Here is a 14,905-nt window from a genome sequence, read left to right on the forward strand (position 1 = left end):
GGTCATCCGGTTGCCACTCCGACAGCATTACTACAATGTTAAGTTATTGTTTTAATTGTTTTATGAATACGTATGCAGATGATTGAGCAATTTTTATCTTCCCGATAGGATGCACGCGACACAGAGAATTGTCATTTAACGGTAATAAAAATAACTAATGGCGTTCTCAGGAACTGTTTCGCGGCGGGCCCCAACCAGTGTACCGGCAGCCCATTCTGGCGGTATGTTACCGCCGCGATAACAGATTGCCCGCATAACCTTAGGGAAAGATTGATGACACAATTTAAACCAAATTTAATTCAAATGGCGATGATCGCCACCGGATTATCCCTTACCTCTGTACCCGTATTCGCACAATCTGATGACACTCAGGCGGAAGATAATGTAGAAGTTATTCAGGTTTCAGGGATCCGCGGAAGCCTTCAGCGTGCTCAGGCTATCAAGATGGACAGCACCTCTATCGTTGAAGCGTTGTCAGCAGAAGATATCGGTAAACTGCCTGACACCAGTATTGCAGAATCATTGTCCCGTTTGCCCGGTCTTGCGGGTGAACGTCGTAACGGACGTACCAGCGGTATTTCAGTCCGCGGTTTTAACGAGAACTATGTAGGTACATCTCTTAACGGTCGTGAACTGTTAGGTATGGGTGACAACCGTGGTGTTGAATTCGACCTTTATCCTACAGAAATCATTTCTAACATTCTGGTGTATAAAACACCTGAAGCCGGCATGACTACGCAAAACATTGGCGGTTCTATTGATTTGCAAACCGTTAAGCCGTTATCTGCAGAAAGTACTGTTACCCTCAACGGTACATTAGAAAAGAACAAGGAAGATGCCGCTAACCCTGACTTTGATAATCAGGGACACCGTTTGTCTTTTAACTTCGTTGATCAATTTCTTGATAATACGTTAGGTGTGGCGCTTACGGTTGCGACCATGGAATCTCCACGTCAGGAACAACAGTTCCGTGGCTGGGGTTATGCTGATGCGAATCCGGATAAAGCGGCCAGCGGTGTTGATGTGCCGGAAGGAACACTGGTTCTTGGCGGTCATGACTCCTTTGCCCGTTCTGCCATGATGAACCGTGATTCTGTCGCTGCTGTAATTCAATGGGCTCCGCAGGATCAATTAAATATTCAGTTCGACGCCCTGTATATCGACTTCCTCGAAGATGATGCCCGTCGCGGTGTTGAAGAAGGTGGCGCAGAGTGGGGAACCGGTGACTACACGATTACCGGCGTTGAAGATGGCCTGGTGTCTTCGGGCTATTACGATGGCTTCTACAGTGTGGTACGCAACGATGTACGCCGGCAGGAAGCTGAGCTGAAAACCTTTGGTTTAAATGTTGAGTACATGCTCAATAATGACTGGAGCATCACAGCAGATATTTCAACCGGCAGTGTCGATAAAACCATTACAGACGTAGAAAGTTACTCCGGTGTGGGCCGTACCGGTATTGACGGACGTCCCATGACAGCACGTTCGTGGGAAATGACATCCACCGGCGTAATGTATTCAGATCATCCTGAAATTGCGCCGGTTGATTTAACCGACGCCAGCCTGATCACACTGGCAGGACCGCAGACATGGGGTGCTCCCATTGTTGGTGGTGACGCCCAGGATGGCTTTGTTAACCAGCCTGTATTTGAAGAGAGCCTGGATTCCTTCCGTCTTTCTACTGAAGGTTTTGTGGAATGGGGAATTTTCTCCGGTCTGGAAGTCGGCATGGTGTATTCTGACCGTGAAAAATCTAAGGTAAATAACGGCGCTTATCTGACAGCTCCGTCTTATCCTGATGATGCAGCTATTCCTGAAGTACTTGGTGTTGTCTCCCTTGATTTCATAGGCATCAATGGTGTGCTGGCGTACGATTCTATTGGCTTGTATGACAGCGGATATTACATTGCCACAGACGCAAAACTGGTTGATGCCGGTCGTCTGGGTGATACATACACCGTGAATGAAAAACTCACCACATTGTACGGAAAACTGGATATTGATACCTCTGTAGACGATATCTACATCCGCGGTAATGTGGGTGTTCAGGTTGTGCGTGCCGATCAAAGTTCTCAGGGCTTCAGTACTTCCGTTAATCAGGATGGCCTGGTGGAAGCTGTGCCTGTTACGGGCGGGACCGATTACACCGATGTATTGCCGACTCTGAACCTCAGCGCAGAATTTGCCGAAGGCCAATTTCTGAGAATGGGATTAAGTAAAGTTCTGACCCGTCCGCGTATGGATGATATGCGTCCGAATACTCAGGTGACTTTCTCTTATAACAACACCAATATTCTTTCCAATAATGTTGAGAACGGTCCTTGGGGTGGCAGCTCCGGAAACCCTGAGTTGCGTCCTTACGAAGCAAATCAGTTCGACTTGTCCTACGAGAATTATTTTGCTGATACTGGTTACGTAGCCTTGTCTTATTTCTTTAAAGACATTAAGAACTGGCATCGCGAGAACGGATTATTGTCTGACTTTACTCAGGACTACATTCCGGAAATTCACCATACCCAGGATGAAGCCGCATTAGCTCCGGTGTTGTTCGAAGGCTATAAAACCAAGCCTCAGGACGGCTTTGAAGGTCTGGTCCGCGGTTATGAGATCCAGATGAGTCTGCCGGGTGATCTTATTGCTGATGCACTGTCCGGATTTGGTGTGTTTGCCAGTGCTACATTCATGGACGGTCATGCTGACGCCGCCGGTGAGGGTGGTGAAACACGGATCCCGGGATTATCCGATGAAAACTACAGCCTGACTGTTTTCTACGAAAACAGTGGTTTCGAAGTGCGGGTAGCCGGTACCAAACGTTCTGATTATCTTACAGAAGCCCGTGGTCTGAGTCTGGCACTGTCTGATACCACCAATCAGGGTGGTACCTTCATCGACGCGCAGATTGGCTATGACTTCAGTGAGTCTGGAATTGAATCGCTGGAAGGGCTGCGCGTCACATTACAGGCTCAAAACCTGACCGACGAAGACGATATTCAGACATCGGGAACTGACAGCCGTCAGGTCCTGCTGTATCAGGCTTACGGTGCTAACTATCTGTTAGGATTCAATTACACCTTCTAATCAGCTTCTTAGCCGATAACCTCTGATTAAACCGTCTGTACGTGAGTGCAGACGGTTTTTTTAATTACAGCCATCGATTTTTCCCGTCTGCAAAATTTACCCTGCCCGGATAATATTTCCCTATTAACGGGGGAGACATCACATACTGGTGCACATCCCGCTAGCGTTTTAATCTGCAGTTTTCTTATTAAGCTTCTGTTTTAGTTATTCATTTCATTAGTCATGGAACCGCTGCACGATTGGTACAATATATGCTGGTCATACCAGATAGAGAGCGAAAGACAGGAATAAAAAATGAGCGGGATTAAATCAGCACTGGTAGTTGAAGGCGGGGCAATGCGGGGGATCTTTGCCGCGGGTGTGCTCGACAAATTCATGGAAGAAAAACACTACGGATTTGATTTCGCCATCGGTGTTTCTGCAGGTGCAACAAATCTTTCTACCTATGTGTCCGGTGCACAGGGTCTGAGTAAGAAAATCATTACTGAGTTCGCAACGAAAGCCGAATTTTTCAGTCCCCTTCGTTTTATAAAGGGGGGGCACATGACAGATGTCCACTGGTTATGGCATCACGCGAAAACTGTTTTAGGTATACCTGTACCGGGTGAACAAAGTGCAATTCCTCTCTACGTAGGTGTCACAAATACACAAACCGGCAAATGTGAATATCACCTGGCCACACCGGACACCGTTGACACACTGATGGTAGCATCATGTGCCATACCTACAGCGTTCAGGGAACAACCGGTTATCGATGGCGTACCTTATGTAGACGGTGGAGTAGGGGATTCAATACCGGTTAAACATGCCTACGGGATGGGAGCCAGAGACATTACCGTGGTGCTGTCACAGCCTGCGGGATTTTCCAAGCCTGAAGTGAAAAACGCCTGGTTACTGACTAAGCTCTACGGTCATCAGCCTGCTTTGCTCGAAACCATGCTTCAGCGGCCGCGCATGTATAATGAAACGCTGGCCTTTCTGAATAATCCTCCTGACGATTGTAAAATCACCGTTATTGCACCGGATGCCGGATTTTGTGTAAAACGACTCACGATGGATAAGCGTAAGCTATTACTTGGCTATGCGCAGGGAAGAAGGATGGCCAGACGGCTGTTATCCTCCCGTAAAAAGCTTGCAGCATAACAGTAAATATTTTTTCTTTGCCTGCTGGTTAAGCGGATTGCTTTTTGCGATACTGCCGCGGTTTTTCCAGCGGGGTACTTAATGTCATCGTCAAAACTTTCATATATCGGTCTGGTTAACCCGAAAAGTCCGGTGAATGTGGCTTCAGTGCTCCGTGGCGCGGGTTGTTTTAATGCCAGCGCTGTGTATTACACCGGTGAACGGTATACGCGGGCCAGAGAGTTCTATGCGGACACCAAAGACGTACATAAACAAATACCCGTTGAGGCTGTTCCTGATTTGCAACAGGTCATCCCCGAAGGCGCAAAAGTTGTTGTAATTGAACTGGTTGAAGGAGCAATTCCGCTACCTGAATATCAGCATCCGGCTAATGCATTTTATATATTCGGGCCCGAGGACGGTTCCGTGCCTGCCAGTCTGGTTGCGCGGGCCGATGATGTTGTTTATGTGCCAACGACAGGTTGTATGAATCTGGCTGCGACAGCGAATGTCGTGCTTTACGACCGGCTTGCAAAAAGTCAGTATCAGCATGGTGACGAGCTAATAAGAGCTTCGCGGGACCGTAATAACCAGTTACGGACTGGGAAATCCTGAGGTCTTGTAAAAGGGTGTTTCCATATGGCTACACCCTGGTAACCATATCTTTGAAAGTGTCAGAGTTTTTTACGATCTTACGCTCAGATCCGGATCTTGTGACACGGGATCTAAAAATATCTCACCCTCCATTAAATTAATTTATGCTTGTGAATTTGCCTGAGCTGAACGAAATTTCGGCAGGTTTTTCATAGGTTTAGATTCGCCGGTTACAATTAATAACAAATTAAATCATACAGTTATGAAATTAGTTTTCATTTTGCGTAAAAAAACTGAAGTTTAAGTCTTACTTAAAAATATTATTAATACTCTTTGATAGTATTGCGGGTTCATAACTATTTTCGGTGATCCTGATAAAGTGGTCTGAAACTTGTTTAAGAAAGTACGCAATGGGTTTATACAAAAAATACAAAAACCTATAGAAGTTGACGCTGTAAGTATGCATTTGAGTTGTGGCATTAATAATTATAATCCGTTATTCAACTGATCTCACAGGGTGACTCTCACACCTCACGGGTGTGGTTTGTTTGGTTAGTCACGGAAGCACCAAGTAAGACTCATTAATAGAATAAAAAATCCTCTTTCGAATCGTTGGGAGTCAGAGTGAAACGTCGCTTGTTAAACGCTTTTAAAAAAGTGCATCAAGTACCTGGTGTCAAACATATGGTGAAGCCTCTTGTCAGGCGCCAGATGAACAAAGCCATAGATGCAGCCGCCAATCACTTCTTTGAGCACTTTACCCTTGTTGTGGCAAATGAAGAAAAAGATCAGAGAGCCTGTTTTCGTACACGCCATCAGGTGTACTGCGAGGAAATGGGGTTTGAGGAAGTGCGTCAAACCAAAATGGAGTTTGACGAATTCGATGAATATGCGATCAGCTGTTATATACAGCACAAGGCCACCGGAGATTGCGCTGGTACTATCCGCGTGGTTATGCCTCAGCACAGTGGACAGGTACTGCCGATAGAGCAAAATTGTGCAGATGCCATCCGGATGGATGAGAACAGTCCGTCCCGCTTGCCTCGCCACTCGGTGTGCGAAATTTCCCGCCTGGCGATTCCAAAACGCTTTCGCCGTCGCGAAACAGATACAAATCTTTCTCCGGTGACGGGTAAGTCACTCGACAAAGGTTTCAAAAGAACCAAACCCGATCGAAATTTCCCTTATCTCACACTGGCACTGTATTTCTTTGCTGCAACAATTTGTGTGCTGAGGGATGTAGAAAATGTATACGTTATGATGGAGCCGAAACTGGCCAGAAGTCTGCGTATGCTGGGCATCGAATTCAATCAGCTTGGTCAGGTTATTGAATATCATGGTAAGCGTGCAGCGTACCGCTTATCTCCGGAAGAGTTTTTCCATCAAATCTCACCGTCGCTGCATCGTTTCTACCGAAAAATTATGAAAGAGCTGGAAGATGTACCGAACTTTGGTTCAATCCACAAACCAGTACCTTCCACATTGACAGGAAAAGGGCAAAAAACACGCGCTGCTTAATTATGAATACGTATGTTTGTTGCTGAAAAAGACCGGGTCGTTATGCTCGGTTTTTTTATGCATGGAGTTTGCTGTCGTGTCAGCCACTTTACTTTCCTTCCGGCTTCCCGCCATACTGATATGTGTTATTACTTCCAGTTTATTCGTTGTTGCCTGTCACACAGAACCTGAGGCCCCGATGACAACAACCCGGTTAAAGTCCAACGATACCGCAGCAGATACCGCTGAAAAGCTGGTAATCTATCAGGTGTTCACCCGATTGTTCGGTAACACCAATACGACCAACAAGCCCTGGGGAACCATCGAAGAAAACGGGGCGGGCAAATTCAGTGATTTTTCGGAAAAGGCGCTGGATGAAATCAGCGCGTTGGGCGCAAACTGGATATGGTATACCGGTGTTCCTCATCACGCGTCTGTGACAGATTATTCTGCTTACGGCATTGCAGGGGACGATCCTGATGTGGTCAAAGGAAGAGCCGGTTCGCCTTACGCAGTGCGGGATTATTACAATGTGGACCCGGATCTTGCAAATGATCCGGCCAGCCGGCTTGAGGAGTTTGAAGCACTGATCTCCCGTACTCACGCAGCCGGCCTCAAGGTTATGATTGACATTGTGCCTAACCATGTTGCCAGACAGTACTATTCAGTAGTGAGACCACAGAGCAGCTTTGGCGCCCGTGACGACACATCGGTCACCTACAGTAAAAACAATAATTTTTACTATATCCCGGGAGAACCTTTTGAGGTCCCGGATTTCACCCCCGCAACAAAACCGTTAGGTGGTGCATCACATCCTCTGGCAGACGGTCATTTTGATGAATCACCGGCCCGATGGACAGGTAATGGTTCCCGCAATGCTAAACCTGATGTCAACGACTGGTATGAAACCGTTAAAATTAACTACGGTGTTACGCCGTCGGGTGACCATGAATTCCCTGATGTACCGGAAGAGCTGCGTTTTGCGCCGGCTCAGGCTCACTATCAGTACTGGTCTGATAAAGTTGTACCGGATTCGTGGGTAAAGTTTAAAGATATCACACAGTACTGGCTGGATAAGGGCGTAGACGGGTTTCGCTATGACATGGCTGAAATGGTGCCGGTTGCGTTCTGGTCATATTTGAACAGTCACATTAAGCACACTTCCGCGGATGCGGTATTGCTTGCTGAAGTCTATCAGCCTGCGCTTTACCGTGACTATTTGCAGTTGGGAAAAATGGACTATCTGTATGACAAGGTGGATTTTTACGACTCACTTAAAGATGTTATGCAGAATAACGGCGATGTCGCAAAACTGGCTGATATTCAGGAACAATACGGAGATATCCGTCGGCATCTTCTTCATTTTCTTGAAAACCATGATGAACAACGAATAGCCAGTCCTGAGTTTGCCGGAAATGCTGAGTCAGGCAAGCCTGCTCTGGTTGTGTCTGCGCTTATCAGTGAGTCTCCGGTTTTGATTTACTTTGGTCAGGAAAATGGCGAAGACGGTAGTGAAGTCGCGGGATTCGGCCAGCCGTCCAGGACGTCTATTTTTGATTACATCGGGGTGCCGGCTCACCAGCGTTGGATGAATAACGGTAAATTTGATGGTGGACAATCAACCGGAGCAGAGCAGGCACTGCGCGATTATTATAAAACCGTACTGAATATCGCCGCTTCAACCCCGGCAGTGATATCCGGTAACTACCAGTCTTTACATCAGTCGTTAAAGGTAAACGGCCAGCTTTCTGATGCAAAGGTATTTGCTTTCGCGCGCTGGAACAATGATGACATTTTGATAAGTGTCAGTAATTTTTACAGTGAAAAAGAGGTGCTGGCAGAACTGGATTTGTCTGAATTACCCGCAGAATTTTCTGACTTAAGGGAGTTAGAGGATAAGTTGACCGGGGCCAGAGTGAAATCTGAAGTTAAAGACGGCAAACGAAGCATATCCTTTAAATTAACGCCGAATCAATCGGTTATATTGACCATGTAAGAGTTATGCGTAACCTTTTTCTGGCCGGTACATGGCGGACTGCCTCATCAGCCGCCATGTTTTCATGCCATCTCAGCGCATGCCGGGAAGAATGGTCACAAAGGAACAAACTGGAGTGCTGCACCACCACCGGGCGCAAGGTTCAGTTGTAATGTGTCTCCGCCTTTCAACAGTCTTTAGTACAGTGAGCTTTTAACTGCCGGAAAGCTGTTTGCAACGTCTTTAAGATACGCACTGTGATCGGGGAAATTTAACAGACAGCCTTTAAAAAATGCCTCAGTGTCATTGTCCTTGTAGAGATCACCCCGTCCGGGCTGCTGTTTAGCCAGCGGAGGAAAGATGCCATATCCGGCGAGCAGGCAGTGCCATGATGTAATGCCAAAGTGAGACTGAATGTTCTGCCGTTGAATTTCTGCCGGGAAATCGCCTTTCCGGTACCAGACATCAAGCAGTTGCAACAGGGATTCAGACAAAGCCATATTATTACGGTTTTCCCGCCAGTATGCCGAGTCGTCGCGGGTATTGAGTTTGTAATGGGCGACGATGTAATCCCTTACTCCTGAAAACCTTTCAGTGACGTCTTTATTAAACTTGTCCTGTAAAGCGGGACTGAAGTTACCCTGTTCATAATCTTCTATGAAAAATTCAACGGACAGTTGCACCAGATGCAGCGCTGTGGCTTCAAGGGGTTCAATAAAACCCTGCGCCAGCCCCAGCGCCAGACAATTCTTGTGCCAGTGCTTTTCAACCTGGCCAACACGCATAGACAGGAACCGCACGTCACCTTCGTTGTCCTGCACGGAAAGATGACGGCGAAGTTCAGCCTCAGCTTTATCGTCTGATAGATGAGCTGAAGAAAAGACATAACCGTTTCCGGTACGGCTACTTAAAGGGATAGACCACGCCCAGCCGTTGCTGAGCGCTGTAGACGTTGTTTCCACCGGCAGACGCGCCTGCGCCGGTGTTGCCAGTACCGCGGCCCTGTCGTTAAACAGGTTTTCACTGAACGGATTAAAGCGGATATCCAGTGTCTGTTGTAACAACAAAGAACGGAAGCCCGTACAGTCGATGAAAAAATCACCGTCAACTATCTCGCCGGATTGCAATTTCAGCGATGTAATATGGCCTGAAAGACTGGTAATGACATCGTCAATTTTCCCTTCAATGTGATTTACACCCAGGCTGACGGCATGGCGTTTCAGATACCGGCCCAGCAAGGCGGAATCAAAATGGTAACCATATTCGATACGAAACGGGAACGAGGTTGGCGCCACCGGGGCTTTTCCTGCCCCGGCCAGCCACCCGTTCAGCAGAAATTGTTCAGGGGTAACGTTCACGTCCAGGCCCAGCCGGCGGTTGTGGCAGTTCACATGAAAGGGGCGCTCAGTGAATGCATCCGGTTGTGAGATGAACGGATGACTGTAACTGTCAGGCCCGTTTTGGGGACTCCAGCCTTTAAACCGGATATTCACCTTATACGTGGCGTTGCAGGCTGGCATCCAGTCACTTTCTGCAATGTTAAGGTCACTGAAAAAGCGTTTCAGTGTAGGGGTTGAACCTTCTCCCACGCCCACGGTGGCAATATCAGCCGATTCCACCAGCGTAATGCTCACCGGCTTATCACGCCAGTGGTGCGCCATGAGGCAGGTAGCAATCCAGCCGGCGGTGCCGCCTCCGGCGATAACAATACGATGAGGCGCTGACATTATTGAGTAAACCGTTTGAGAAATTCATCATGGGGAAGCATCTGTGTAAGAGGCTGCTGTTTTGCCTGTAATACTTTTCCCATGACATCGAGTAATTGGGGGACGGTTTGTGTATTGGCTGCCGGATGATGATCCCGTGGCATGATCCCCTGGCCTGCCATAACCTGAAGCCAGGAAGCATCACGGAAGATATCGTTCTGTTCGTTAAAGATAGTGGCGGTATCTTTAAACGCGTTGATTTTCTGCTCTAGTCTTGCCGGAATGGACATGTTTTGCATATCCCGCCAGAATTCAGAGTCATCACGTTCATTTACCACATAGTGCAAAATGATAAAGTCGCGGATGGTTTCAAATTCTTCCTTCGATTCCGCGTTATACATGGTCTCCATCGAAGGATTAATTTCCTTATGCGGAAACATCTTCAGTAACCTCACCAGACCGCTTTGGATAAGATGAATGCTGGTCGATTCCAGAGGCTCAAGGAACCCGCTGGACAAACCGATCCCGATCACATTCTTTGACCATTGCTTTACGGTCCGGCCAGTGCGGAAACTGATTTTACGCGGTTCATCCAGTGCCGGCGTATCCAGGTTTGTCATCAACAACTCCCTGGCTTTGTCATCGTCCATATATTTTGAACTGTACACCAGGCCATTACCGTTACGATGGGTGAGGGGGATTCGCCACTGCCAGCCCGTTGAACGTGCTATGCTGCGGGTGAACGGAGCGGTATGCTCATGCCTCTGTGACGGCACTGCCCACGCCCGGTCTGCACATAACCAGTGAGACCAGTCCTCGTATTCTGTACCCAGCGTCTTTTGTAAAAGCAGGCCGCGCATGCCGGTGCAATCCAGAAATAAATCGCCGGCAATCTGCTGACCACTTTTTAACTGCAGTGCTTCCACAAAGCCCGTGGTTGCATTCTGCTTCACATGTTCAATCGTGCCTTCTGTGCGTTTTACGCCGGCGTTTTCTGCCATGCGTCTTAAGAACTGACCATACAGGGTGGCATCGAAATGATAAGCATAAGGCAATTGATACACCGGATTATCAGTCTGAATTTTATTAAATTTTCCTTCCAGACAAGCCAGGTAATTCAGATCGAAGTCCCACAATGACTGTGTCAGCCCGTTTTGTGCTGCCCGTAACCAGTAATGCTGGAAGCCGACAAAGCCCAGTGTGGCGCCAGGTGCACCGAATGTGTGGTAATAGCTGCTGCCTTCCTGCTTCCAGTTTTCAAAGCGGATAGCCAGCTTTATGCTGGCGTGGGTTTCTTTAAGAAAGGCTTTTTCATCCAGACCAAGATATTGATTAAAGGTTTGAATAGGGGGAATGGTTGCTTCACCGACACCGATGATGCCAATATCTTCTGATTCAATCAGCTCTACTTTGATGTTGTCTGCGAGGACTTTCTTAAACAGAGCGGCTGCCATCCAGCCTGCGGTGCCTCCGCCGGCAATGACTAATTTGCGCACACCTGAGGTCATTCAGTAATCCGTTGATGTTATTGATATTAAATTTACTATAAACACTTTCGTAACCGTTTTTGTAGTAAAAGCTGCTACGAAAATATTTAAAAAGAAGGGCGGCAGTAAAGCTGCCGCCCGGATTGATTAATAGAAGGAGTAGTTGAAGTTCAGCATATAAGAAGGTCCGAACTCCCGTCTCAGGGTGACGAAACCATTCGAATCGCGGGTCTCTTCTTTTTCATCGGTCAGGTTCGTTCCCTGCAGAGATATACGCAATCCTTCGAGGTATTCAATACCACTGCCTTCGAAGTCATAGCTGATTTGCGCATCCACCTGGGTAACCGCATCCCGTGTCGCACCTTCAATTTTGTTTGAACCGCCGCGCTGATAGGTGAAGAATTCACCCCGGTCTGTCGCAGCAACACGTACTTCAAAGCCGTTCATTTCGTAATAGGCAGTCAAAGACGTGACTCTTTCTGACTGACCGGGCACCGGTGAGTCATCTTCCAGAGTCGCATCAATGTATGTATAAGAAGCGGCGATACCAAAACCGTCCAGTACGTCACTCACCATACGCAGGGGTATCTGAGCGGTAACCTCAGCACCTTTTACGCTGCCGGTCAGACCATCTTCGAAGAATGAAAATGTACCTGTATCCGGTGGAGTGATGTAAGTGCCGGGCGCATAGACCGTGCCGTCCGGACCTACCAGCCCGTCGGCACCTACGGTTCTGTCATGGAATCCGGGAATGAAGTAATCTGCGCCATCATTGGTGGGATCGTTGGTGAAATCTATAGTCAGGTTACCGTCACGTGTCCAGTTAACCAGGTCTTTATAGAATAACGCCACGGACACATAACCCTCATCTTCAAAGTAGTTCTCGAAAGACAGGTCATAGTTATTCGCTTCCAAAGGACGAAGACGGGGGTTACCCTGGAACTTGGACCATGGTGTACCGTACTCGTCTACTGCCGCTTGTGTATTTGGAATAGCAATCAGGTTAATGTTCTGGTCGAATTTCACAAAGCCCGATGCTTTCATTTGATCGATACGGGCACGGCTGATGGTTTTATTGGCCGCAAAGCGGACAAACTGATTATCGCCCACTTCAACAGAAACGTTCAGGCTGGGCAGGAAGTGATTGTAATCGTCAGAAATATCCTGCTCACAATCTGCGTCGATCACGCCGTTATCATCGCCGTCACACACTTTGAAGTTTGCGCCGACAACACCGATATAGCCGGTCGAGCGCTGATCGGTCTGAACATACTGCCCACCGAAATTACCGGTGACAGGGAAATCACCGATTTCTGTTTCAAAATCAAATTTGGCAAACAGTGTGGTGACTTCTTCATACACTTTGTAGGTGTCGCCTAAACGGTCCGGCTCGAGCAGACCGGCATCATTTAATTCATACTCGCCATCGTTATATGGCGCAAAACCATCGTACGCTACCACATAGCCCATACCAGCCCAGGTAAGATCTGCCAGACCGTTGTACAGGTATGAAGTCGGGATTGATTCTGAATTCGGATAGCTTGAAGCAGTAGCGAAGAAGCCTTTGTTATCCTTCGATTTGTAGCGGTCGCTGTATGCAACACCCACGTTTACCTTGTTTACAATGCCCCATTCAACAAAGCCCTCTGTTTCAAGACGAACCGTTGTCAGTTCCTCTTCAAAATCGGCATAGTTCAGGAAGCCATCCTGCGCGTTGATGAAGGTATAAGGTGTACCGTCTGCACGAAGAACGTCAGTATCGAACTGATCGGCAAGCGCCGCCATGCCGCCACCCCATTGCTGCGGACCGGTAAGTTGTAACAGGTTAGGATCGGAGAATGCATCCAGGCCGGTTGAACCGGTAAAGTAAATACCGTCAGGTCCCATCACAAAGTCACGGGTACGTTGATCGCCGGCAGCAATTTCAGCTCCGCTACGGGCAAGACCGGCATAAGATTCACCGCGCAGATCACGTTTACTGGAGCTGCTGTCAGCCACATCCAGTTTCACCGACCATTCATCATTCAACTGATAATCGATGTTCAGGCCCACTGTCGTCAGTTCACCGTCTTTCTGTGCAGGGTCAGTACGCAAAACCGGATTCGCGTTTGTCTGGGTACCGGTAGAATTTGCACCACTGCCGTTTAAAGAGCTGGCATCCAGTTCGAAGGGTTCGATGAAACCGCGGATCACACCGGAGTCAGAGTAATCGATACTAAGTACGTCTACCACAATGTCCAGATTGTCTGTGGGGCGCCACTGGAAGATTGCAGAAACGGTATCACGTTCCAGCACGCGGCTGATTGCCTGACTGTCAAGACCGAAGGGCAGGGAAGCACCGTTGTTATCTCCGTAACCCCATACGCCGTATTTTCTCTCGTTACGGGGAGACTCCGTGGTGGCCAGAGCGACAGCGATACCGACCGTGTCATCGGCAAATTTTTCTACAAAAGACAAGGCATAGCGTTTGCCCGTATTGTCGAATTCAGGGTTATCAGAGTCATTGCCACCCATTTCATATACACCGGTGAAGGTGAGTGTTTCCTGTGCGGCCAGCGGTCTGACTGTTTGTAAATCAACAGTACCACCAATACCCTGAACCAGAAGGGATGCATCGGTGGTTTTATAAATGGTGGCACCGGTCATGATTTCAGAAGGGTATAAATCGTATTCCACACCACGGTTGTCACCGATACCAATTAACTCGCGGCCATTTAGCGACGTACCGACGAAATCTTCTTTAAAGCCCCGTACGGAAATACCGGACGTACGGCCACCTACACGCTCACCGGCCATACCGGGTAACCTTGCCAACGATTCAGCAATGGATGAATCCGGCAGCTTACCAATGTCTTCAGCAGAAATAGCTTCCACAATAGACGAGTTGTCCATTTTGATGGCCTGCGCCCGCATCAGAGAGCCGCGAATACCTTTTACCGCGATAACCTCAACATCCTTAGCTTCTTCGTTATCTGTTTGTTGTGCCTGGATGACACCGGGGAAAAGTGCAGAGCTGACTGCGAGGGTCAGAAGTGCAGGTTTAAATAACTGTTTTTTGGTCATTTTTGTGTGCCCTTTCTCATTAACATGAATGTGCGTATGTGCAACATTAAATTAACAATAGTTTGGTTTTTACAGAACATCAAGTGAAAAACACAAAAATACTTAATCAATTAAGATTAGTGGGGCTTAAGAAATATCTGCAATCCTGTCCGGAAGTTAAAACCCGCTTAATTGATTCAGCGAAGCGCCGGATGCTGATATCTCAACCATGTCGCTGCCTGCAAGCACAACACAGCGTTCTGACATTCTGAAAGTTAGCAGCACTTTAAAAAGCATAGACGCTTTTTGGTGAAATGCGCTGAATACGTATGCAGAACATTGGCGCAGTCCGGGCATCCGGTTACTATCCCGAAAAGTTTAACGAAACATTAACAGCGCTTGTT

The 14,905-nt window shown here is 47.8% G+C and carries 8 protein-coding genes; 5 read left to right on the forward strand and 3 right to left on the reverse strand.

What is annotated here, in order from left to right; translation table 11 throughout:
* Positions 1 to 273 precede the first annotated feature (273 nt).
* The 5 genes from DS731_RS10395 to DS731_RS10415 all read left to right on the forward strand — a co-directional run bounded on the left by DS731_RS10395 (position 274) and on the right by DS731_RS10415 (position 8,287).
* Positions 274 to 3,078, forward strand: a complete 2,805-nt coding sequence (locus DS731_RS10395) for a TonB-dependent receptor (protein ID WP_119501261.1) — start codon at positions 274 to 276, stop codon at positions 3,076 to 3,078.
* Between the two features lie 303 nt (positions 3,079 to 3,381).
* The gene (locus tag DS731_RS10400) at positions 3,382 to 4,221 is read left to right on the forward strand and encodes a patatin-like phospholipase family protein (RefSeq protein WP_119503384.1); all 840 of its coding nucleotides are present in this window, start codon (positions 3,382 to 3,384) and stop codon (positions 4,219 to 4,221) included.
* 81 nt (positions 4,222 to 4,302) lie between these two features.
* Entirely contained in the window at positions 4,303 to 4,815 is a 513-nt protein-coding gene (locus DS731_RS10405; RefSeq protein ID WP_119501262.1) for an RNA methyltransferase, read from the forward strand.
* Positions 4,816 to 5,478: 663 nt separating this feature from the next.
* Entirely contained in the window at positions 5,479 to 6,312 is an 834-nt protein-coding gene (locus tag DS731_RS10410; RefSeq protein WP_119501263.1) for a PEP-CTERM/exosortase system-associated acyltransferase, read from the forward strand.
* Positions 6,313 to 6,490: 178 nt separating this feature from the next.
* Positions 6,491 to 8,287 carry an alpha-amylase family protein gene (locus tag DS731_RS10415; protein WP_232373524.1) on the forward strand — a complete coding sequence of 599 codons (1,797 nt, stop codon included), beginning with the start codon at positions 6,491 to 6,493 and terminating at the stop codon, positions 8,285 to 8,287.
* Between the two features lie 176 nt (positions 8,288 to 8,463).
* Here DS731_RS10415 and DS731_RS10420 read toward each other — a convergent pair whose 3' ends face one another.
* The 3 genes from DS731_RS10420 to DS731_RS10430 all read right to left on the reverse strand — a co-directional run bounded on the left by DS731_RS10420 (position 8,464) and on the right by DS731_RS10430 (position 14,522).
* Positions 8,464 to 9,993, reverse strand: a complete 1,530-nt coding sequence (locus DS731_RS10420) for a tryptophan halogenase family protein (protein ID WP_119501265.1) — start codon at positions 9,991 to 9,993, stop codon at positions 8,464 to 8,466.
* Entirely contained in the window at positions 9,993 to 11,480 is a 1,488-nt protein-coding gene (locus DS731_RS10425; protein ID WP_119501266.1) for a tryptophan halogenase family protein, read from the reverse strand. The genes DS731_RS10420 and DS731_RS10425 overlap by 1 nt, the downstream gene beginning before the upstream one ends.
* A 126-nt stretch (positions 11,481 to 11,606) precedes the next feature.
* Positions 11,607 to 14,522, reverse strand: a complete 2,916-nt coding sequence (locus tag DS731_RS10430) for a TonB-dependent receptor (RefSeq protein ID WP_119501267.1) — start codon at positions 14,520 to 14,522, stop codon at positions 11,607 to 11,609.
* Positions 14,523 to 14,905 lie beyond the last annotated feature (383 nt).

The sequence above is a fragment of the Alteromonas sp. RKMC-009 genome (assembly GCF_003584565.2).
Taxonomy (GTDB): Bacteria; Pseudomonadota; Gammaproteobacteria; order Enterobacterales; family Alteromonadaceae; genus Alteromonas.